Source organism: Streptomyces sp. NPDC097107 (assembly GCF_044762405.1).
GTDB lineage: Bacteria > Actinomycetota > Actinomycetes > Streptomycetales > Streptomycetaceae > Streptomyces > Streptomyces thinghirensis.
In genome coordinates this window covers 425,400-445,496 of sequence record NZ_JBIWEF010000003.1, presented here as the reverse complement: position 1 = coordinate 445,496, position 20,097 = coordinate 425,400, and the positions used below count along the sequence as shown (strand labels likewise).

General features: G+C 72.8%; 21 protein-coding genes. 16 read left to right on the top strand and 5 right to left on the bottom strand.

The window, feature by feature from the left end; translation table 11 throughout:
- Nucleotides 1-5 precede the first annotated feature (5 nt).
- From ACIQ1J_RS09240 to ACIQ1J_RS09220, 5 genes are all read right to left on the bottom strand, one after another.
- Complete coding sequence (locus ACIQ1J_RS09240) at nucleotides 6-392, bottom strand: BlaI/MecI/CopY family transcriptional regulator (protein ID WP_210958311.1); 387 nt, start codon at nucleotides 390-392, stop codon at nucleotides 6-8.
- A gap of 181 nt (nucleotides 393-573) precedes the next feature.
- Entirely contained in the window at nucleotides 574-2,280 is a 1,707-nt protein-coding gene (locus ACIQ1J_RS09235) for a hypothetical protein (RefSeq protein WP_403555499.1), read from the bottom strand.
- A 127-nt stretch (nucleotides 2,281-2,407) separates the two neighbouring features.
- Entirely contained in the window at nucleotides 2,408-3,079 is a 672-nt protein-coding gene (locus ACIQ1J_RS09230; protein WP_403555497.1) for a lytic polysaccharide monooxygenase, read from the bottom strand.
- 240 nt (nucleotides 3,080-3,319) lie between these two features.
- Nucleotides 3,320-5,515 carry a DUF1996 domain-containing protein gene (locus tag ACIQ1J_RS09225; protein WP_403555495.1) on the bottom strand — a complete coding sequence of 732 codons (2,196 nt, stop codon included), beginning with the start codon at nucleotides 5,513-5,515 and terminating at the stop codon, nucleotides 3,320-3,322.
- Between the two features lie 76 nt (nucleotides 5,516-5,591).
- Entirely contained in the window at nucleotides 5,592-6,605 is a 1,014-nt protein-coding gene (locus ACIQ1J_RS09220; protein WP_403555493.1) for a zinc-binding dehydrogenase, read from the bottom strand.
- Between the two features lie 113 nt (nucleotides 6,606-6,718).
- Between ACIQ1J_RS09220 and ACIQ1J_RS09215 the strand changes: the two genes are divergently transcribed.
- The 16 genes from ACIQ1J_RS09215 (at nucleotide 6,719) to ACIQ1J_RS09140 (ending at nucleotide 19,885) form a co-directional block, all read left to right on the top strand.
- The gene (locus ACIQ1J_RS09215; protein ID WP_403555492.1) at nucleotides 6,719-7,366 is read left to right on the top strand and encodes a TetR/AcrR family transcriptional regulator; all 648 of its coding nucleotides are present in this window, start codon (nucleotides 6,719-6,721) and stop codon (nucleotides 7,364-7,366) included.
- A 186-nt stretch (nucleotides 7,367-7,552) separates the two neighbouring features.
- On the top strand, nucleotides 7,553-8,002 hold the full coding sequence (locus ACIQ1J_RS09210) for a hypothetical protein (RefSeq protein WP_403555490.1): 450 nt from the start codon (nucleotides 7,553-7,555) through the stop codon (nucleotides 8,000-8,002).
- Between the two features lie 11 nt (nucleotides 8,003-8,013).
- On the top strand, nucleotides 8,014-8,814 hold the full coding sequence (locus tag ACIQ1J_RS09205; RefSeq protein ID WP_403555488.1) for an SDR family NAD(P)-dependent oxidoreductase: 801 nt from the start codon (nucleotides 8,014-8,016) through the stop codon (nucleotides 8,812-8,814).
- Nucleotides 8,815-8,987: 173 nt separating this feature from the next.
- On the top strand, nucleotides 8,988-9,647 hold the full coding sequence (locus tag ACIQ1J_RS09200; RefSeq protein ID WP_403555486.1) for a class I SAM-dependent methyltransferase: 660 nt from the start codon (nucleotides 8,988-8,990) through the stop codon (nucleotides 9,645-9,647).
- Between the two features lie 42 nt (nucleotides 9,648-9,689).
- Complete coding sequence (locus tag ACIQ1J_RS09195; RefSeq protein ID WP_403555484.1) at nucleotides 9,690-10,007, top strand: gas vesicle protein; 318 nt, start codon at nucleotides 9,690-9,692, stop codon at nucleotides 10,005-10,007.
- Between the two features lie 36 nt (nucleotides 10,008-10,043).
- The gene (gene gvpJ, locus ACIQ1J_RS09190; protein WP_403555482.1) at nucleotides 10,044-10,565 is read left to right on the top strand and encodes a gas vesicle protein GvpJ; all 522 of its coding nucleotides are present in this window, start codon (nucleotides 10,044-10,046) and stop codon (nucleotides 10,563-10,565) included.
- Nucleotides 10,562-11,344 (top strand): GvpL/GvpF family gas vesicle protein, encoded by a 783-nt coding sequence (locus tag ACIQ1J_RS09185; protein ID WP_403555480.1) that lies wholly within the window; start codon nucleotides 10,562-10,564, stop codon nucleotides 11,342-11,344. The genes gvpJ and ACIQ1J_RS09185 overlap by 4 nt, the downstream gene beginning before the upstream one ends.
- A 192-nt stretch (nucleotides 11,345-11,536) precedes the next feature.
- Nucleotides 11,537-11,812, top strand: a complete 276-nt coding sequence (locus tag ACIQ1J_RS09180; protein ID WP_403555817.1) for a GvpL/GvpF family gas vesicle protein — start codon at nucleotides 11,537-11,539, stop codon at nucleotides 11,810-11,812.
- Complete coding sequence (locus ACIQ1J_RS09175) at nucleotides 11,809-12,060, top strand: gas vesicle protein (protein ID WP_403555478.1); 252 nt, start codon at nucleotides 11,809-11,811, stop codon at nucleotides 12,058-12,060. The genes ACIQ1J_RS09180 and ACIQ1J_RS09175 overlap by 4 nt, the downstream gene beginning before the upstream one ends.
- The gene (locus ACIQ1J_RS09170) at nucleotides 12,057-12,368 is read left to right on the top strand and encodes a gas vesicle protein K (protein WP_403555477.1); all 312 of its coding nucleotides are present in this window, start codon (nucleotides 12,057-12,059) and stop codon (nucleotides 12,366-12,368) included. The genes ACIQ1J_RS09175 and ACIQ1J_RS09170 overlap by 4 nt, the downstream gene beginning before the upstream one ends.
- Before the next feature lie 102 nt (nucleotides 12,369-12,470).
- A complete protein-coding gene (locus tag ACIQ1J_RS09165) occupies nucleotides 12,471-13,625 on the top strand; it encodes a substrate-binding domain-containing protein (RefSeq protein ID WP_403555475.1) in 1,155 nt (384 codons plus the stop codon).
- Nucleotides 13,626-13,752: 127 nt separating this feature from the next.
- Entirely contained in the window at nucleotides 13,753-15,084 is a 1,332-nt protein-coding gene (locus ACIQ1J_RS09160; RefSeq protein WP_403555473.1) for an ABC transporter substrate-binding protein, read from the top strand.
- A gap of 25 nt (nucleotides 15,085-15,109) precedes the next feature.
- Nucleotides 15,110-16,096 (top strand): carbohydrate ABC transporter permease, encoded by a 987-nt coding sequence (locus tag ACIQ1J_RS09155; RefSeq protein WP_403555471.1) that lies wholly within the window; start codon nucleotides 15,110-15,112, stop codon nucleotides 16,094-16,096.
- Nucleotides 16,093-16,956: a carbohydrate ABC transporter permease gene (locus ACIQ1J_RS09150; protein ID WP_403555469.1), complete on the top strand. Its 864-nt coding sequence runs from the start codon at nucleotides 16,093-16,095 to the stop codon at nucleotides 16,954-16,956. Before ACIQ1J_RS09155 ends, ACIQ1J_RS09150 begins: the two co-directional genes overlap by 4 nt.
- A gap of 56 nt (nucleotides 16,957-17,012) precedes the next feature.
- Complete coding sequence (locus ACIQ1J_RS09145; protein ID WP_403555815.1) at nucleotides 17,013-17,993, top strand: hydroxyacid dehydrogenase; 981 nt, start codon at nucleotides 17,013-17,015, stop codon at nucleotides 17,991-17,993.
- Complete coding sequence (locus tag ACIQ1J_RS09140) at nucleotides 17,990-19,885, top strand: DUF2264 domain-containing protein (protein ID WP_403555467.1); 1,896 nt, start codon at nucleotides 17,990-17,992, stop codon at nucleotides 19,883-19,885. The genes ACIQ1J_RS09145 and ACIQ1J_RS09140 overlap by 4 nt, the downstream gene beginning before the upstream one ends.
- Nucleotides 19,886-20,097: the final 212 nt, after the last annotated feature.

The following is a 20,097-nucleotide window of genomic DNA, read 5'->3' as shown; positions in this document are numbered from 1 at the left end:
CGGCGTCAGCCGTCCCCCGCGCCGGGTGCGTGCCCCAGCAGTTCGCGCAGCAGCCGCTCGTCGTCCGGGGCGAGGCCGGTGACGAAGCTGGCCAGTACCGCTTCCCGGTCGCTCTCGGCGTCCAGGACCTTGCGCATCTTCCGCGCGGCCAGGCCCGCCTGGTCCGAGGCCGGTGTCCAGGCGAAGGAACGGCCCGCGCGCTCGCGGCCGACCGCGCCCTTCTCCAGCAGCCGGGTCAGGATCGTGATCACCGTGGTGTAGGCGAGGTCGCCGCCCAGACGCTCCTGCACCCAGCCGGCCGTCGCGGGTCCGTCCGCCTCGCGCAGCGCCGACAGCACCAGCGCCTCCAGCTCGCCCTGCCCGCGCCGCCGCGGACGCCGGTTATCGCTCACGGCCCGTCTCCTTCCGCCGCAGTGCCACGCCTGTCCGATGTCTGTCCGAGCCGACATCGTATAGACGCGTCGGCCCCGTCGGCCGCCCAGGCGCCCTGCGTACGTCACGAAACCGACCACCGCGCCGTCCCGGACCGCGACGGTTCGTCGGGAACATGCCGGACATCGCCCGTGGTACCGGTCAGTGGTCCGTGGCGCAGCAGCCGCCCGCGCCGTCGCCGGTGGCCGGCGCGGTGTCGAGGCGGCAGTAGCAGGAGGCCTCGACCGGGACGTCCGCCAGGGCGGTGGCGAGCTTCAGTTGCTGTGCCACGATCCGCGCCTCCCCCTCCTTGCCCAGGCGCACCAGGCACTCGTGGAATCCGTGCAGGGCCCAGACGTTGCCGGGGTGCTGCAGGGCGCGGGGCAGGGTGTCGTCCAGGCCCAGGTCGGCCCGGTAGACCGCTTCGGCCTCCGCGACCCGGCCCTGTTCCAGGAGCAGGGCACCGTAGGCGTGCCGGGTGGGCTGCATCCAGCCCCACGGTTCGTCGTAGGGGAGACCGTCGTCCAGGTCGATCGACCGCTCCAGGGCGGCGAAGGCGGCGGCGCGGTCGCCCTTGCGGTACTCCAGTTCGCCGTCGAGCATGGCGGAGGCGATGGCGAGGATGTCGGCGCAGGTGTTGTTGAACAGCGTGCGCGTCTCCGGCACCCGGGCGACCGCCTCGCGGAACCGGACGCGTTCGGCCTCCGCCTCGGCGACCTTACCGGTGGCGGAGAGGGCGACCCCGCGGGCGTAGCGGAGCATCGCGGTCGTCACGCAGTACAGGCGCGGGTCGGCGGGCAGCGGCAGCCCGAGGATGTCCGCCCAGCGGCCGAACCGGATCAGGACATGCACCCGCATGGCCACGAAACCCTCCAGCCAGTCGGCCATCGGCGGGCTTTCGACGCGCAGCAACTCCTCGGGGACGGACGCCTCCAGCTGCGCCGCGGTCTCCAGAGCGACCTCGTACTGGCCGAGGAACATCGCGCCGTAGATTTTGAAGTGGTAGTTGTGCGAGCGGTAGAGGGTGTAGAAGTTCATCGCCCCGGCCCGCGCGCGGTACTTCTCGTCGGCGGCGATCGCGGCACTGTTGTCCGACACGACGCGCCGGTAGTCGCCGCACAGTACTTCGAGGTGGGACGGCATGTGGTTGAGATGCCCGGCGTCGGGGACCAGGCCGCGAAGCCGGTCGGCGACGTCGAGGGCCGCCTCGGGGATGGCGGACATCTCCATCAGGTGGACGTACAGGTGCAGGACGCCGGGGTGCTCGCGTCCGCCCTCGGTGGCCAGGGCCCGGTCGAGGACGTCCTTCGCCTCCAGGGTGCGGGCGCCCTCGGCCGGCAGACCGGTGCGCAGGTCCCAGAGCTGCCAGGGCGTCAGGTTCATGAGCGCGTCGGCGTAGAGGGTGGTCACGTCCAGGTCGTCGGGGGCGAGATCGTGGACGGCCCGCATGCACTCGGCGTACGGCTCGTTCCACACCGAGCAGTCCTCGACGGCGCGCGCCTGCGGGTATCGGGCTCGCAGGGCGCCGATCAGGCCGCGTTCGAGCGGGGTGGCGGAGCGGGCCGCCTTCTCGTGGGCGAGTTCGACGGCGGCGTGGGTGCGGTCTACGGCTCGCGTCAGCTCCACGGCGTCGAAGGCCTCCCACGGCTTGTTGTAGTTCGGGCCGAGGGCGTAGGCGATGCCCCAGTGGGCCATGGCGCAGTCCGGGTCGGCCGCGGCGGCGGCCTCGAAGCAGGCGACGGCCTCCTCGTGGTGGAAGGCGTACGTCCACACCAGCCCGCGGTCGAACCACCGCTGGGCCTCGGAGGACGAGGTCGTCACCGGGCGACCGTGGGTGCCGAGGTCGTAGTAGTAGTCCATGGGGTCCATGAGGGGACGTATACCGCACTCCGGACGGTCACGGAGTACTTCGCGGGCCGGTCACACCGACCGGTGTCCCCGCCGGACACGGCGCGCCCGGCGGGGGCGGGGTGGCGCGGATCAGCGGATCAGCGGATCAGCGGAAGTCGACGTCGCTGCACAGGAAGTACGTCTGGTCCATGTGCGAGGCCTGCCAGATCGTGTAGACGACGTGGCGGCCGCTCAGGCCCGAGGTGCTCACCGGGATCTCGTAGTTCTGGCTGGGGCCGTAGCTGCCGGTGGTCGCGACCAGTTGGAGGTCGTCCCAGCCGAGGGACTGCGTGGCGGGATCGAAGCCCTGCCGGCTGACGTAGACCTTGAAGTAGTCGGCGCCGTGGCTGGCCTGGTCGTACAGCTTGACGGTGAAGTTGTCGGTGACGTCCGTGGTCTGCCAGGCACCCACGGTGTCCAGGGAGTTGTAGCGCCCGCCCTCGGCCCGGCCGCCGCTGCACAGTTGGCCGTCGGGAACGACCGCCTCGAAGTTGCCCGCGGAGCCGTTGCGGTACAGGCCGTTCCAGTTCCACATGGCGTTGGGGTTGTCCTGCCAGGCCTGCCAGCACATGGGGTCTTCCTGCGCCATGGCGGGGTTCTGGAAGTCGTCGCCCCAGCGCTGCCAGCAGCCGTAGTTCCGGGAGGCGGGGTCGACGACCGAGCCGTGGGCGACGGCGGTGCCGCTCCAGGGGATCATGGTGAGCAGTGCCGCGGTCACGGTGCCGAGGGCCACGGTCGACGCACGCCGGATCCTCTTGTTGAGATCATGACAAGCCATGACGCCCTTCTTTCGCGTGGGGGGACAGCGATGGACGGTCGAACACCGGAAGCGCCATTGGGAGCGCTCCCAAAGCCTTTCGGAGAACAGGCTGCGCCCGGACAAACTGAATGGCAATAGTTGAAATGCGCCAGTTCCCGCCCGGCCATGGCGCGTTCGATGCGGTCGTGAAGACGGGCGGACAGGGGGCTTGGGCCCCTGCCCGCCCGTCGTCACGACGGCGTCATGCCGGTGCCGGTGTCACAGTGAACGCCGCCTGGAGCGGATCAGCAGCACGCAGCCACCGGCGAAGAGGACGCCTCCGGCGGCCGCGGGCCACAGGCCCAGGCCGGAGCCCGTCTCCGCGAGGCCGCCCTGCGTGACCTGCGGTTCGGTCGCCGACCCGGCCGCGGCGCCGCCGGCACCGCCCGTGCCCTGCGTCGCCCCGGGCGCCGGCGCGGCGCCGCTCGCGTCGTCCGGTACGTCGTCGGCTGTGTCGCCGGCGGCCGTCGTGGCGGCCCTGGGCTCGGCGTACGGGGAGGCGTCGCCGTCCCTTTCCTGGGACGGGGGCGCGGGCGCCTTCCCGTCGCTCTGCCCGGTGTCGCTCCCCGCGCCCTTCCCGTCGTTCTGCCCGGCGTCGTTCCCCGCGCCCTTCCCCTCGTCCGCTCCGTCGCCCCGGCCGTCCTGCCCGGAATCCGCGGGTGCCGAGGCCGTGGCGGTCTGCTCGGCCGGGGGCTCGGAGGCGTCAGGGTTCTCGGTGGGCTGATCCTGCGGGTTCTCCGTGGGGTTCTCGGCCGGCTGCTCCTGCGGGTCCTTCGTGGGGTCCCCGGCCGGCTGCTCCTGCGGGTCCTCGCCCTGGCCGGGCTCCGATCCCGGGGGCGTGTCCGGACCGCACTCGCGGCCGCTGTTGATGCAGTCGGCCATCTCCCGCATCAGGTCCTCGTCGAAGACGTTGATGAAGTCGCTGTGGTCCGTGACCGCCTTGTGCAGCTGCTCGGGGAAGGAGTCCACGGCGAACAGCGGAACGGTCCTGCCACCGTCCTGGAGGCTGGGCGCGTCCACGTCGTACAGGACACGCTGGACCAGCCGCGGGATGGCCCGGAATCCCTCGGGGCAGCTGCCGTCGGCGGCGGCGAAGGCCACGTGGGTGCGGTGGTTGGCGCTGTCGATGTTGCGGCCGTCCCAGCAGCTCTGGAAGGTGAAGGTGCGCACCACGTCACTGCCGGACGGACAGAGCGGGTACTTGTCCTTCAGCTGCCGGTCCTCGAAGCCGGTGCAGCTCCAGGAGGCGTTCGCGTTGGTGTTGCCGTTGACGAACGCCTTCGCGTCACCGGTGATGATGCGCAGCAGCCGCGGCATCTCCGTGACCTCACCGCGCTCGTTTCCCACGAACGTCAGTGTCACCTCCGCGGGCGTGACGATCTCGCCGGCGTTGCCCTCGATGCCGCCGCCGGGTGACTCGGCGTCCTGTTCGACGGTGCCGTTCTGGAGCCTGAGCACGGGCCAGTAGTACGAGGACCTGTCGCCCTGGTCGGCGCAGCTCGTGCCGGCGGCGGCCAGGTCCTCGTCGCTGGAGAAGGCGTCGTTGGCCTGGTTGCCGACGTAGTCGTGGAAGTGGTGGGCCCCGTTGCTGACGCCGGGGGCGGCGATCAGGTTGTCCGAGTTGAACAGTCCCTCGGCGTTGACACCGCAACTGGTGGCGAAGGAGCCGGTCGAGGCGTTCTTCTGCCGGGGTGCCTGCACGACGTTCGGCTCGACGGAGTCGATGTCGACGTAGTCCGCGGCCACGGGGCCGTTGCCCGCCTGTCCGCCGTTGCCGGGCTGCTGCCCGTCACCGGCCTTTCCGTCGTCGCCGCCTTCCCCGTCGTTTTGGCCGTTCCCGTCGTCTCCGGGGTCTTCGCCCTTGCCGTTCTGCTGCTGTTGCCGCTGGTCGGGGCTGCCGCCAGGTGCGTCCGTCGCGGCGACCTCGGTGCGGCGCAGTGTGCACTCCGCCAGGGTGTCCAGGCCTTCGGGGCGATCGCCGGCCTTTCCGATGGCGGCGGCGATGCGCTCGATCGTCCCGGCCCGGTCCTTCTTCAACGGGTCGAGGATGGCGCCCTCGTCGAGCTTGCCGTCGTCCGCGGTGCGGGCGGCTTCCTGGAGTTGCCGGTACGCCGCGGCGATCTGCCCGTCGAGCCGGGCGAGTTCCGTGTCGACGTCCGGCCTCGCCTGCTCCGGTACCGTCGTCAGCCGCTCGCTCAGATCGGGGCAGTCGACGGTGGCCGCCACGCCGGAACTGCCCAGGGGAACAGCGGTGTCGCCGGCTTCGGTCGCGGAGGCGAACACGTTCACGGCCACCAGTCCGCCGCCTCCCAGTATCAGCGCGAATGCTCCGAAGGTCGCGCGGCGCGCCCCGGTCGGGCGTCTGCGCCTGTTGTGTCCCAAGGCGTGCTCCTGTGTCGTGGCGGACTCGGACATGAAATGCCCCCGGCTCCATACGGAGTCGGGGGCCGGAGCGTTCAAACGCCGCGCGGATTCCCAGGAATCCCTCACCTCACGGGCGCAGGATCAGCCGGACCGGGTCGCCCTCCTTCGTCTCCAGCCGTGCGACCGCCTCGGCGGCCTCCGCCAGCGGCAGCACCCCGCTGATCGAGGCGGAGAAGTCCAGCCGGCCGCCCTGGATGAGCCGCAGGAGCTGCGGCAGCGCCACCGGCATGTCGGAGCCGTAGTGGCCGAGGACGCGCTGTTGGAGGTAGCTGAAGCGGGTTCCGTCGGTGACCGTGAGCGGCTTGTCGGTCAGGCCCACCAGGACCAGCCGTCCCTTGGGCGCGAGGACGGAGACCGCCTGCTCCCGCACGGGCGGCACGCCCGCGAAGTCGAAGGCTGCGGCCAGGCCCGCCCCGCCGGTCGCCGCTCGGACGGCCTTGCGCAGGTCCGGGTCGGCGGAGTCCAGGGCGAGGTCGGCGCCGGCGGCCAGGGCGCGTTCGCGGGCGACGGGGCTGGGGTCGACGGCCACTACCGGGCAGGCGCCGATGGCCCGCAGCAGTTGCACGGCGTGCACACCGAGCCCACCGACGCCCCACACGCCGACCGCCTCGGCGGGGCGGACGGCGCCGGACTCGGTGATCGCGCCCCACGGCGTGGACACGGCGTCGGGGATGATCGCGCCCTGGTCGAAGGGGATGCCGTCGGGCAGCGGGGTCAGGGATCCGGCGGCGGACAGGGCGTACTCGGCCCAGCCGCCGTCGTAGTCGACGCCGCGGGTGTAGGTGACGCCGTCGCGTACCTCGCCCGCGTGGAGCACGACCCGCTGCCCGGGCGACCAGGCGGTGACCCCCGCGCCGACCTCGGCGACGGTGCCGGAGACCTCGTGGCCGAGGGTGACCGTGTCGCCCTGGAGCAGCAGCGGCGTGAGGGTGCCGTCGATGAGGTGCACGTCGGACAGGCACACGCCGGCCGCCTCGACCTTGATCAGTACCTCGCCCGGGCCCGGCTGCGGGCGGGGCACCTCTTCCAGCCGCAGGGTGCGACTCGGGACGTGCAGGCGGGCGGCGAGCATCTGCGCCATGACAGGACCTCCTGGGTGTGTCGGCGAACCCGGACGGCCCCCAGCGGTCCATCGCAGGTCGCCTTGCGTTAACGGTACACCCAACGCAAGTCGGATTGCTTTAGCCTGGCCCGATGAGCACTCCGGAACCCGTCGCCCCGCCCCTGCGCCGCCGTGGCGAGCGGATGCGACGGGCGGTGCTGGCCGCCGCGGTGGACCTGCTGTCGAGCCAGGGCCTCGCGGGGACGACCGTCGGCGCCGTCGCCCGCGCGGCCGGGGTGCACGAGACATCCGTCTACCGCCGCTGGGGCACGCGCGAGAACCTGGTCCTCGACGCGCTGACCACGGAGCTGGACTCCGCGCTGCCGGTCCCGGACACCGGGCACGTACGGGACGACCTGTTGGCCTTCTTCCGCTCCCTGGCCCGGCTGCTCGGCACCCCGCAGGGCGTGGCGCTGCTGCGGCTGAGCGTCGAGCACGACGACAGCCTCGCGAACCGCCGCGGCCCGTACTGGAGCGAGCGTCTCGACCGTGCCGTGGTGATGGTCCGACGCGGCGTCGAGCGGGGCGAGCTGGCAGCGGACACCGATCCCGGGCTGCTGATCGAGGCCGCCGGCGGCCCGCTGTTCGTCCGGGTGCTGCTCAGCGGGGCGCCGCTGGACGACGAACTCGTGCGGCGACTGGTCGACCTGGCCCTGGACGGGGCCCGGCCCCGCGCCCGGCGAGTCGGTCCTGTTGCTCGAACAGTCGCTGACACCACCGGAGGGGGCGGGCACAAGTAGCCGAAAGGACCCAAAGGGTCCGAAGGGTCCGAAGGGTCCGAAGGGTCCGAAGGGTCCCAAGGGTCCGAAGGGCCAGGGGATCGGTTCGGGGCGCATCGGAAGCTCTGTTAGGGGCCTGGGTTCGGGGAACCCGGGGCCCGCCGTATCCACCCCGCGCGCCTGCGCCCACGTCGAGGGAGTCACCGGATGTCACTGACCAAAGGCCTCGTCGCCGGAGCGGCCGGCACCGTCGCGCTGAACCTCACCACGTACGGCGACATGCTGCTGCGCGGCCGCGGGTCCAGTGGCATGCCGGCCCAGGTCGCGGACCGGTTCGTCAACCGGGCCGGTGTCGATCTGGGCGACGAGGAGACCACGGCCAACCGTGAACAGGCGGCCGGAGCCCTCCTCGGCTACGTCACCGGCCTCGGGGTCGGGGCGGCCTACGGGCTGCTGCGGAGCGGGCGCGGCGCGCTGCCCGACTGGGTGGCCGGTCCGCTGCTCGGCGCGGCCGCCATGGCGGGCAGCGATCTGCCGGCCACGGTGCTCGGGGTGACCGACCCGGCCTCGTGGGACCGGACGTCATGGGTGTCGGACCTGGTGCCCCATCTGGTGTACGGCTTCACCACGGCATCGGTCTACCAGGCACTGCGCTGAACGGAGGCATCATGGCCGGCAGCAGGCCGCTCGCCCTGGTCACCGGGGCGTCCAGCGGAATCGGGTACGAACTCGCCGCACTGTTCGCGGAACACGGCTACGACCTGGTGGTCAACGCCGAGGACGACCGGCTGGAGCACGCCGCCCAGCGGCTGCGGGAGACCGGCGCCGGGGTACGGGCCGTGCGCGCTGATCTCCGAACCGCCGAGGGCGTGGACCGGCTGGTCGCCGCCCTGACCGGGCTCACCGTGGACGTCGCGGCGCTCAACGCGGGTGTGGGGCAGGGCGGCGCGTTCGTCGACACCGACCCGGCCGACGACCAGTCCGTCATCGACCTCAACGTGACGTCGACCGTTCGGCTCGCCAAGCCCCTGCTGCGGGACATGGTGGCGCGCGGGGTGGGCCGGCTGATGTTCACGTCGTCGGTGGCCGCGACGATGCCGGGGTCCTTCCAGGCGGTGTACAACGCCTCGAAGTCGTTCGTGCAGTCCTTCGCCCAGGCGTTGCAGGAGGAGGTCGAGGACACCGGGGTCACGGTCACCTCCTTCATGCCGGGCCCGACGGAGACCGACTTCTTCCGGCGGGCCGGGATGCAGGACACCAAGGTCGGCACCATGGACAAGGACGACCCCGCACAGGTCGCCCGGCAGGCGTACGACGCCGTCATGAAGGGCCGCGGGAAACTGGTCACCGGCTCGGCGAAGACCAAGGCGCAGGGCGTGGCCGACAAGGTCCTGCCGGACCGCGTCAAGGCCGCCGTGCACCGCCGTATGGCGGAGCCGGGGACGGCACCGGACGACGACGGCCGGTAGGGCGGGCGGGGCCGGCAGGACTGCGGATCGCCGATAGGAGTGCGGGCGGCCGGCAGGACCGCGGGCGGCCGGCAGGACCGCGGGCGGCCGGTCGCTCGGCGGGCCCCTTGTCGGTGGCTCGCTCCCGGTGGAACGATGCTCACGGCACCGGCTCACCCAGCGAAGGGACCATCGTGACCGACGAGCAGCAACGGCCGCGGGCCGCCGCCGCGTTCGACGCGCTGGGCGCCGAGTACGAGAAGGCGTTCGCCGGCTCGAAGACGCACCGGCGCTCGCTGGAGTGGCTGCTCGGGCGGCTCGCGCCGGGCAGCAAGGTGCTGGACGTGGGCAGCGGCACGGGCCGGCCCACCGCCGAGACCCTCGCGGGCGCCGGGCACGACGTGCTGGGCGTCGACGTATCCCCCGTGATGGTGGACCTGGCGACGCGGCGGGTGCCGGCCGCGACCTTCCAGTGCGCCGACGTCCGTGACGTTCCGCTCGCGGACGGCTCGTTCGACGCGGTCTGCGTGTACTTCTCGCTGCTCCAGCTGGACCGGCGGGAGCAGGCGGACCTGGTCCGGCTCCTCGTCCGGGCGCTGAGGCCGGCGGGGTACATGGTCCTGGCCACCGTGCCGCTGGACGTGGAGGACGTCGACGCCGTCTTCATGGGTCAGCCGGTGCGCGTGTCCAGCTTCACCGCGCAGGGCCTCGCCACCGTGGCCGAGGACGCCGGCCTGGAGGTGCTGGCACAGGAGGCGTCCCTGTTCACCCCGGCCCACCCGGAGGCGCAGCCGGAGCCGCACCTGTTCCTGCACTGCCGACGCCGGGCCGCCGCCTCACCCCGGATGGGGTAACTGCGCACGCGCCGCCCCGGGTCCGCCGCCAAGGTGGGCAGCGTGACAGAACCTGGCGAGCGACGGCGCGGTACGACTTCCACGAGGACGCGTGAGCGTGCCGTGCGGGGCGCTCGGGACGCCGCCCAGCGCGCCGTTGACGCCCTGTCCGAGCTGATCCGGCACCACCTGGAGGGGGTCTCCGCGGTGTGCCGGAGCGAGGACGACGGCTGGATCGTCGACGTGGACGTGCTGGAGGTGTCCCGTATCCCCGACACCACCAGCCTGCTCGCCACCTACCAGGTCGAACTGGACTCGGCGGGCGACCTGCTCCAGTACCGCAGGGTCGCCCGTTACCGGCGCGGTGCCCAGGACCAGTGACCGGGCCGTGCGGTCCGCACCCGGAAGGACCACCGCATGATCACCTACGACGACGAGGCCGTCTGCGCGCCCCGCGCCGGAACCCTCTACGACGTCCTCGAACTCATCCTCGACCGCGGCATGGTGATCGACGTCTTCGTTCGCGTCTCGCTGGCCGGACTCGAGATTCTCAAGGTGGACGCCCGCATCGTGGTCGCGAGCGTCGACACGTACCTGCGGTTCGCCGAGGCGTGCAACCGCCTGGACCTGGAGCACGACGTGCGCTCCAAGACCGTTCCCAAGATGTTCGGCAGTCCGGTCGCCAAGACCATAGGCAGGGCGGGCGCCAAGCGGACGGCGCGCTCACTGACCGGCAAGGTGCGGGACATCCTCACTCCCGAGGAGGAGGAGACGGCGGTGGAAGCGGAGGAGGCCCGCCCCCGCGAGCACACCCGCGAGCGCGCGGCACGCGGCCGGAGCCCTCAGCGGCCCCGTAGCCGGCCGGCCGCACGCCCCCGCGACGAGGACGACCGCCCGCGCAGCCGCCCCCGCCGGCGCATGGAGACGGAGGACGAATGACCGCGCCCACCACCACCGCAGGCGCCGCAGTCGCAGGCACCACCGCCTCCGTCCCGGAGGCCCTGTACGTCTACGGCATCGCCCCCGCCGGGATCCGTACTCCCCGCTTCCCCGGGGTCGACGGTGCCCCCGTACGGCTGCTGACCGAGTCCGGCCTGTGCGCGGCGGTGTCGGCCGCGCCCGCACGGATCCGGCCCCGACGCCGTGACCTGCTGGCCCACCAGGCCGTACTGGACGCACTGGCGGAACAGGGACCGCTGCTGCCCATGCGGTTCGCGGTGCTCAGCCCCCGGCCGGATGCCCTGCTCTCCCAACTGCGTGCCGACGCGGCCCACTTGTCACGGCAGCTCGACGAAGTCCGTGGGTGCGTCGAACTCAACGTCAAGGGAACGGTCGTGCCCGGCCACTTCGCCGATCTGGTGCGCCGGGACGAGAGCCTGCGGAACCTGGCCCTGCGGACGCGGCGCCGTCCGGACTACGAGGCCAACGTCCGGCTGGGTGAGGCGATCGCCCGCGGGGTCCGCCGCGAGGCGCGGCGCGCGGCCGGGGAGGTCCTCGACCATCTGACCCCGCTCGCCGTTCGCACGGTGCGGGGTACGACCGACGACGAACAGGTGCTGAGCGCGTCGTTCCTGCTGCGCTCCACCGACGAACGGCGATTCCGGCAGGCGGTCGACGTACGGGCACGTGACTGCGGGGACCGGCTGGCACTCAGCGTGACAGGGCCCCTGCCGTGCTACAGCTTCGTCGACCCCCGTCCCGCGCCGGCCGGGCGGTGACGCGGTGGGCATCGCGCGCGTGGGCGTGCCTACCTCAGCCGGGCCAGCGCACGGCGACGCGACCGGCAGGACGCGCACGGGAAGGCCCTGGCCGAGGCGGACGCCGTCGACGCGGAGCTGCGGCGGTACGCCGTCGACGCGAAGCGGCACCGCCCGCAGAGCGAGCGGCTGACGGGCCGGCGCGCACCGTAACTGATCAACGCCGCTTACCTGGTGGAGGACGCGGAGAGCGCCGCCTTCAAGCACGCCCTGGCCCGGCTCGCCGCCGACGGGCGGCACACGGCCGTCGAGGTCAGCGCCTCGGGCCCGTGGATCCCGTACTCCTTCGCCCGCTGGGACGAGGCCCCTGACGCCACGGAACCGGACGCCTTAACCCCGGACACCACGGAACCGCCCCCCGCCGCACCGGAGCGCACCGCACCGGACCGCGCGGTACCGCACCCCGTGAAACAGGAGGCCCGCTCATGACCTCCTACCCGGACACCCGTACGCCGGGCCCGGCCCCCGTGCCCTGGGGCGGGCCGGAGCCGTACGCACCGGTCGGGGTGCCCCTGGTCGGCCTCCTCGACCGGGTGCTGGCGACCGGTGTCGCCGTCAGCGGCGACCTGGTCCTGGCGATCGCGGACGTGCCGCTGGTGCGGATCTCCCTGCATGCCCTGCTGTCGTCGGTGAACGAGCGAGTGCCCGCCCCCTGGCCGGACAGCGGGCCGCTGTGACCGCGCCCCGGGCGCACGCCCTCGACCTGGACCCCGAACGGGTCACGAACGACCTGGCCGCCCTGGTCCTCACCGTCGTGGAGCTGCTGCGCCAGCTCATGGAACGCCAGGCCGTGCGCCGCTTCGACGAGGGCACGCTGAGCACGGAGCAGGAGGACCGGCTCGGCACGGCGCTCATGCCGCTCGACGAGCGCATGGACGACCTGTGCGCGCAGCACGACCTGTGCGCGCAGCACGGCCTGAGCCGCGGCGACCTGAACCTCGATCTGGGCCCGCTGGGACCGCTCCTCGCGGACCCGGAGCCGTAGCGGCCGCCCGCCGGGCGGGAAGGCGGGGCGCACACCCGGGACGAGCGATCGCTATGATGACGGCGAATCGCTCAAACGAACATTCTCGGGTGGGGAGGCCTGATGCGGGAGCCGGTCGATCTCAGGCGCCAGCGGATTCTGGCGGCGGTCCAGGCGCGCGGTACCGCGCGGGTGCGCGATCTCGCCGACGAGTTGCAGGTCTCCGTGGTGACGGTGCGCCGTGACGTGGAGGAGCTGACGCGGGAGGGCAGGCTGAGCCGTGGCCACGGTGTCGTCCGGTCCACCCTGGCCACCGAGGAGGCACCCTCCGAGATGGCCGGGGCGACGGCGGCCGGGGACCGGGTGGCCGTGGTGGTCCCCGTGCGGCACTCGTACCTCACCGAGGCGCTGCACGGCGCCCGCACCGTCCTGGAGGACGCCGGGGTGCGCATGGCCCTGCACCTCGCGCCGCAGGCGTCCGGTGCCGAACGCCCGCTGGTCGAGCGGGCGCTGGCGGACGGGGCGAACGGGCTCCTGATCGCCCCCCGCTGGCGCGGCCGGGCCGAGGAGGAGGCCGACCACGAGTGGCTCGCCGCGCTCGGGGTGCCGACGGTGCTGATGGAACGCCGCCCGTGGCGCGGCAGCGCGCTGCACGCGCTGGACTCGGTGTGCTCGGACCACTGGTACGGCGCCCACCTGGCCGTGGAGCATCTCGTGGGGCTCGGTCACCGGCGCATCGTGTTCGCCACGCGTCACGACAGTCCCACCGCGCGCTCGCTGCGTGCCGCCTTCACCGAGATCGCCGAGGCGCATCCGCTGGTGGAGCAGTGGGCGTGGACGCTCGTCGCGCCGGAGGCCGGGGCCGACGGGCCGTACGCGGCCGACGAGACGGCCGAGCTGCCGGCGCTGATGCGCAAGGTGGGCGCGACGGCCATGGTGCTGCACGGCGACGTGGACGCGCTGATGATCGTCCAGCGGCTGGCGGAGGAAGCGGTACGGGTGCCCCAGGACTGCTCGGTCGTGGCGTACGACGATGTGGTGGCCGGGCTGGGCTCGCCGCCGCTCACGGCCGTGTCGCCGCCGAAGACCGAGGTCGGGCGCACGGCCGCTGAGCTGCTGCTCCAGCGGCTGTCCGAGGCGCCCGGCAGCCGGTCCGGCCGGCGGGTGGAGTTGCTGCCGCGGCTGATGGTGCGCGGGTCGACGCGCCCGACCGACTGCCCTACCGACTGCCCTACCGACTGCCCGACCGACCGCCCTACCGACCGCCCTACCGTGTGAGCGTTTGATCGCTTTATTTTCCTCTGATCGATCTATTGACCGTTTACGTCGGAGCGGTTCAGGATTCCCGTGTCCCGAACAGTCGTGTCCGCACCCACGCGGACCCGCAGGAGCCGCGGGAGGCGCCATGCCCGGACGACCCAGCCGTCGGTCCGTGCTCGCCGCGATGGCCGCCGTACCCCTGACAGGAGCCGTGAGCGCCTGCAGCGGGGGGAACGGCGCCTCGTCGGCCCGCACGAGCACCACCACGCGCGTCACCTTCTGGTCCGCCCTGCGCGGCAGCCAGGAGGTGGTCGACGCCTTCAACCGCACCCACCGGAACATCCGGGTGGAGTTCCAGCAGATCCCCTCCGGCGGGCAGGGCGGCTACGCCAAGCTGAGCAACGCCGCCCGGGCGGGCAACGCACCCGACGTCGCCACCGTCGAGTATCCGCAGGTGCCGGGGTACGCCATCGACGGCGTCGCCCGTGACATCACCGACCTCGTCAGCGACGGGCTGCGCCGCAAGCTGCTGCCGCAGGCGCTCGGGCTGACCACGTTCGAGGACCGGGTGTTCGCCGTGCCGCTGGACGTCGAGCCCATGGTGATGCACTACCGCGCCGACCTGTTCGAGCAGTACGGGCTGAGCATCGCGCGCACCTGGGACGAGTTCGCCGAGCAGGCCGCGACCGTGCGCCGCGAGGCACCCGACCGGCGGCTGGTGCTGTTCCCCACCGACGGGATGACACAGTTCGCCTGCTACGCCTGGCAGGCGGGCGCCCAGTGGTTCGACACCTCGCGCGGCGCCTGGAACGTGTCCCTCGCCGACGCTGCCTCCCGGCGGGTCGCGGACTACTGGCAGGGTCTCATCGACCGGGACGACGTCTTCGTGAACGCCGTCGAGAGCAGGCAGTCCGACGCGCAGATCGGCAACGGACTGGTCCTCACCCGGCTCAGCGGCGCCTGGGACGCCGGCGCCCAGATGAACGCGCGGCCCGGACAGAAGGGCCAGTGGCGGATCGCGCCGCTGCCCCAGTGGGACACCGGTAACCCGTCCGTCGGCACGCACGGCGGTTCGACCTTCGCGGTCACCAAGGACAGCCGCCACCCCGAGGCCGCGATGGAGTTCATCGAGTGGCAGGTGTCCCACCCCGACGCCCTGCGCGCCCGGCTCTCCAGCGGCACCAGCAGCCAGTACCCGGCCGCTCCCGGCCTGGTCTCCGTGGGCCGCGACGCCTTCGACCGGTCGTACTACGGCGGGCAGGACATCTACACCCTGTTCGAGCGGGAGGCCGAGAAGGTCGGCGAGCAGTGGCTGTGGGGGCCTCGGATGAGCGCCACCCAGAAGGTCATGCAGGACTCCTTCGCCCGCGTCGGCGCCGGCCAGGGCTCCCTCGTCGAGTCGCTGCGCACGGCACAGGAGGGCACCATGCCCGACCTCAAGGCCCTCGGCCTGTCCACCACCCGGCACAGCACCTGAGCCGACGAAAGGCAGGTGACACCCCATGACCACGACCGCCCAGCCCCGGGTGCCGACCGGCGCGTCCCGCGCCACCGCCCCGGCGCCCTCCGCGTCCGGCCTGCGCGCCCGCAGAGCGGCGAAGCGACGGCAACTGACCGCCGCCGGCGTCCTGATGACGCCGTTCTTCGCCCTGCTGGTCACCGTCTTCCTGATCCCCGTCGGCACGGCCGTCTACCTGAGCTTCTTCAGTGACGACCAGCCCGGCCTCGGCTTCGGCCCCGAGCGCCAGGTCTTCGTCGGACTGCGCTCCTACGCGGCCGTGCTCACCGACCCGACCTTCCTCGGCGGGCTCGGCACGGTCGCGCTGTACTGCCTGATCTACATCCCGCTGATGGTCGTGGGCGCGCTCGCCCTCGCCCTGCTGCTGGACTCCGGCGTGGTCCGGCTGCGCGCCTTCGCCCAGCTCGGCCTGTTCCTGCCGCACGCGGTGCCCGGCATCATCGCCGCGCTGATCTGGCTGTACCTGTACACGCCCGGCATCAGCCCGGTCATCGAACTCTTCGCCCAGGCCGACATCACGATCGACTTCCTGGGCGTGCACACGGTCGTCCCGTCCATCGTGAACATCGCCCTGTGGAGCAACCTCGGCTACAACATGGTGGTCTTCTATGCCGCCCTGCAGGCCGTGCCCCGCGAGGTGATCGAGGCGTCCGTGGTCGACGGTGCGGGGCCGGTGCGCACGGCGCTCCAGGTGAAGACGCCGCTGGTACGTGCCTCGATCGTCATGGTCGCCATCTTCACCCTGATCTGGGCGCTCCAGCTCTTCACGGAGCCGATGCTGCTCAACCAGTCCTCCCCCATGGTCAGCTCCCGTTTCTCGCCGAGCATGTACATCTACGACGCGGCCTTCACCCGCAACAACTACAGCCTCGCGGCGGCCGCCTCGGTGGTCCTGCTGGTGTGCACCATCGCCCTGTCCTACGGCGTCACCCGCTTCACCGGCCGCGCCGACTCCGAGGAGGCCCGATGAGCGCCACCGACAGCTCCCTGCTCCGTCCGAGGCTGCTGGGCCGGGCGACGGTCAACGTGGTCGTCGCGATCTCCGTCCTCTACACGCTGCTGCCGGTGCTGTGGCTGGTGCTCGCCTCCACGAAGACCCGGGACGCGCTGTTCAGCAGCGACCTGCTCTCCCTGGGCGACTTCTCCTTCGGACAGAACCTCACGGACCTGTTCGCCATGGACGGCGGGCTGTACGGCCGCTGGTACGTGAACAGCCTGCTGTACGCGGTGGTGGGTGCGGCCGCCGGCGCGCTGGTGAGCGTGGCCTGCGGCTACGCCTTCGACAAGTACCGCTTCCGGCACAAGGAGAAGCTGTTCGGCCTGGTGCTGGCGGCGGTCATGGTGCCGCAGACGGTCCTCGCGCTGCCGCTGTACCTGATGGCCTCCGAGGCCGGCCTGGTCAACACCTTCTGGGCGGTGTTCATCCCGGTGCTGTTCAACCCGTTCGGCGTCTACCTCGGCCGCATCTTCGCGCGGGGCTACGTGCCCGACGAGGTGCTGGAGGCGGCGCGCGTGGACGGGGCGGGCGAGCTGACCACGTACGCCCGGGTGGCGCTCAGGATGCTCGGGCCCGGCCTGATCACCGTCTTCCTCTTCCAGCTGACCGCGATCTGGAACAACTTCTTCCTGCCCATGGTGATGCTGTCCGACCAGGATCTCTATCCCGTCAGTCTCGGCCTGTACCAGTGGAACAGCGCGGCGTCCGTCTCGCCGGAGTACTACCCCGTGGTGATCATGGGTTCGCTGCTCGCCGTACTGCCGCTCATCCTCGCCTTCGTCCTGCTCCAGCGCTTCTGGCGGAGCGGGCTGACCGCCGGAGCCGTCAAGTGACACCGCACGCCCCCGACACCCCCGACCGCGGGTCCCGGCCCCGTGCCGCCGTGGCCATGTCCCCGGACGCCGCCTCTGCCGTCCTCGACCCCCAGTCCCTCGGCGCGTTCCGCCGGGTCTGCGACCTGGCGCCGTTCCCGGTCCTCGACGACCTCACCGCGCCGCGGGCCGGATCCGTGCTGGCCGATGTGGACCTGCTGATCACCGGCTGGGGCTGCCCGCCGCTGGACGCGGACGTACTCCGGGCGGCGCCGAGGCTGCGGGCGGTGGTGCACACGGCGGGCAGTGTCCGCGGGCACGTCACCGACGCGTGCTGGGAACGGGGGATCGAGGTCTCCTCGGCCGCCGCGGCCAACGCGCTGCCGGTGGCCGAGTACACGCTCGGCATGATCCTGCTCACCGGCAAGCGGGTGCTGGAGCGGGCCCGCGACTTCCGGGTGTCCCGGACGCGCGGGAACTGGCTGCGCACCCCGCGCGGCGTCGGCAACTACCGCCGCACGGTGGGCATCCTGTCGGCCTCGCTGATCGGCCGCCGCGTCGTCGAGCTGCTGCGGCCGCACGACATCGACGTGCTGCTGCACGACCCGTACGTCAGCGACGCGGACGCAGCCGAGCTGGGCGTGGAACACGTCGAGTTGCCGGAGCTGTTCGCGCGCTGCGACACCGTCAGCGTGCACACCCCGCTGCTGCCCACGACGCGCGGGCTGGTGAACCGTGCCCTGATCGACGCGATGCCCGCGGACGCGGTGCTGATCAACACCTCCCGCGGCGCGGTCGTCGAGCAGGAGGCGCTCACCGACGCGGTCCGGGCGGGCCGGATCCGGGCGGTGCTGGACGTCACCGACCCCGAGGTACTGCCGCCGGACCACCCGCTGTGGGAGTGCGAGAACGCGCTGATCACCCCGCACCTCGCCGGCTCCGAGGGCAACGAGTGGCGCCGCCTGGCCGACCTCGCGCTCGCCGAGACGACCCGCTGGGCTTCCGGTGCCGGTTTCCTCCATCCCGTACGACGCGAAAGGCTGGCGTTCCTGGCATGAGCATCCCGTTCGAACTGCCCACCGAGGACCGTGCGCTGAGCCCGTACACCGGTTACACCCGGGACCACTGGGAGGCCGTCGCGGACGGGCTGCTGTGGGCCGCGTGGCGCTGGAGCACCCCTGGCTGCGCCCTGCTCGACCTGCCGGGACGCCCCTCGCGCTCGGGCGTGCGCTCCGACGGGCTGGAGGGGTTCGCCCGGACGTTCCTCGCGGCGGCCTTCCGCGTCGCGGGAGCCGACGGCGACGACCCGCACGGCTGGCTGGACCGCTACGCGCGCGGTCTGGCCTCGGGCACCCGCTCCCCCGGCCGCGACGACACCGAGTCCTGGCCGCTGATCCTCGACCACGACGTGCAGGGCCAGCCCATGGTCGAGTCGGCGTCGGTCGCGCTCGGGCTGCGGCTCACCGCGCCGTGGCTGTGGAAGAACCTCGACGCCGGGGTCCAGGACCGGGTGGAGGAGTGGCTGCGCGGGGCGCTGCGGCACGTGCCGGCGCCGAACAACTGGTACCTGTTCCCGTACACGGTCGCCGGGTTCCTGGAGTCGGTCGGACGCGGCGACGACGGGACGGCCGCGGCCCGGGAGCGGGCGCTGGAGCTGATGGAGGGGTGGTACCGGGGCGGGGGCTGGTACGCCGACGGCGACGGACGCGCCTTCGACCACTACAACGGCTGGGCGCTGCACCTGTACCCGGTGCTCGACGCCCACCTCGGCGGCGACACCGGTCAGGCCGCCCGGTACGGGGAACGGCTGCGCGCGCATCTCGAAGGCTTCGCGCTGATGTTCGGCGCGGACGGGGCTCCGCTGCACTACGGCCGCTCGCTGTCGTACCGGTTCGCCGCCGGTGCCGCCGTGGGTCTGGGCGCCGTCACCGGGCACACGCCGCTGACGCCGGGCGCCTCGCGGCGGCTGGCGAGCGGCAGTCTGCGCTACTTCGTGGAACGCGGCGCGCTGACCGACGACGGGCTGCTGAGCCTGGGGTGGCACGGCCCGCACGAGGCCACCCTCCAGTCGTATTCCGGTCCCGCCTCCCCCTACTGGGCGTCGAAGGCGTTCGTGTCCCTCCTCGCCCCCGCCGGCCACCCGCTGTGGACGGCCGCGGAGGAGGCCGCGCCGGTGGAGGAGGCCGACCGGGTGCTGGCCCTGCCCGCGCCCGGGCTGCTGGTGCAGGCGACGCGCGGCGACGGGATCGTACGGCTGCACAACCACGGCAGCGACCATGTGCGGCCGCACGAGGGCGAGTCGGCCGCCGAGGACGACCCGCACTACGGGCGGCAGGCCTACTCCACCCGTACCGGCCCCACGGCGTCCGGGAACGTCGCCGACAACCACCTGTCCGTGGAGGTGAACGGCCGGCGCAGCGTGCGGCGTCGGATCCACCCGCTCGGCGCGGGACAGGGCGACGGCTGGGGCTGGGCGGCGTCCTGGCACCGGCCCGCCTTCGCCGGCGGCCCCCCGATGGTGCCGGGGCTGCGGGTGGAGAGCGTGACGGTGGCGCGGGGGCCGTACGAGCTGCGGGTGCACCGGGTGGTCGGGGCGCCGGCCAAGGCCCGCCTCACCCACACCGGGTGGGCCACCGGCCCGGAGGAGCCGCTGGTCTCGGCGCTGCACGGCCTGCACGGCTGGCACCCCGAGCCGGAGACCGTCCGCGCCCCGCAGGGCACCGCCTGCGCTCCGTGGGCCGAGCTGCCCCGGCTGTCCGGTGACGCGGGCGGCACCTCCGTGCATGTCTGCCTGGCCGCTCTCACGGGGGAGCCCGGTCCCGGTCCGCTCGCGGAGGCGGTCACGGAGGTCGTGGCCGGTGACGCCGGCGTCGAGGTGGTCTGGGCGAACGGCGGCGGGCGCACCCGGGTCTCGTTCGAACCGGTGGGGGTGACGCACGAGGTGAGCTAGGTCCTGTCGTCAAACTCCCGTCGTGCGCCCGGAGGGCGGGCCTCGCGGCGTCAGGTGCGTGCTCTCGGCGCGCGGGGCCCTGATCCTCGTACTGGACGTACTCGGGTCAGGGCCCCGTGCGGCGAGAGTGCGTGCATGGCGTCGCGAGGCAGACGGGAGCTTGACGACAGGGCCTGGGGGTGTCGTTCGGATCAGGCCGGCTCCGAGGGACG

Bases quoted from the DNA above. Each gene is read 5' to 3' on its own strand.
- ACIQ1J_RS09205 (WP_403555488.1), top strand. From the start codon at position 8,014: ATGGCCGGCAGCAGGCCGCTCGCCCTGGTCACCGGGGCGTCCAGCGGA.
- ACIQ1J_RS09225 (WP_403555495.1), bottom strand. From the start codon at position 5,515: ATGTCCGAGTCCGCCACGACACAGGAGCACGCCTTGGGACACAACAGG.
- ACIQ1J_RS09165 (WP_403555475.1), top strand. From the start codon at position 12,471: ATGCGGGAGCCGGTCGATCTCAGGCGCCAGCGGATTCTGGCGGCGGTC.
- ACIQ1J_RS09235 (WP_403555499.1), bottom strand. From the start codon at position 2,280: ATGGACCCCATGGACTACTACTACGACCTCGGCACCCACGGTCGCCCG.
- ACIQ1J_RS09215 (WP_403555492.1), top strand. From the start codon at position 6,719: ATGAGCACTCCGGAACCCGTCGCCCCGCCCCTGCGCCGCCGTGGCGAG.
- ACIQ1J_RS09210 (WP_403555490.1), top strand. From the start codon at position 7,553: ATGTCACTGACCAAAGGCCTCGTCGCCGGAGCGGCCGGCACCGTCGCG.
- ACIQ1J_RS09185 (WP_403555480.1), top strand. From the start codon at position 10,562: ATGACCGCGCCCACCACCACCGCAGGCGCCGCAGTCGCAGGCACCACC.
- ACIQ1J_RS09175 (WP_403555478.1), top strand. From the start codon at position 11,809: ATGACCTCCTACCCGGACACCCGTACGCCGGGCCCGGCCCCCGTGCCC.
- ACIQ1J_RS09220 (WP_403555493.1), bottom strand. From the start codon at position 6,605: ATGGCGCAGATGCTCGCCGCCCGCCTGCACGTCCCGAGTCGCACCCTG.
- ACIQ1J_RS09140 (WP_403555467.1), top strand. From the start codon at position 17,990: ATGAGCATCCCGTTCGAACTGCCCACCGAGGACCGTGCGCTGAGCCCG.
- ACIQ1J_RS09160 (WP_403555473.1), top strand. From the start codon at position 13,753: ATGCCCGGACGACCCAGCCGTCGGTCCGTGCTCGCCGCGATGGCCGCC.
- gvpJ (WP_403555482.1), top strand. From the start codon at position 10,044: ATGATCACCTACGACGACGAGGCCGTCTGCGCGCCCCGCGCCGGAACC.
- ACIQ1J_RS09150 (WP_403555469.1), top strand. From the start codon at position 16,093: ATGAGCGCCACCGACAGCTCCCTGCTCCGTCCGAGGCTGCTGGGCCGG.
- ACIQ1J_RS09230 (WP_403555497.1), bottom strand. From the start codon at position 3,079: ATGGCTTGTCATGATCTCAACAAGAGGATCCGGCGTGCGTCGACCGTG.
- ACIQ1J_RS09145 (WP_403555815.1), top strand. From the start codon at position 17,013: ATGTCCCCGGACGCCGCCTCTGCCGTCCTCGACCCCCAGTCCCTCGGC.
- ACIQ1J_RS09155 (WP_403555471.1), top strand. From the start codon at position 15,110: ATGACCACGACCGCCCAGCCCCGGGTGCCGACCGGCGCGTCCCGCGCC.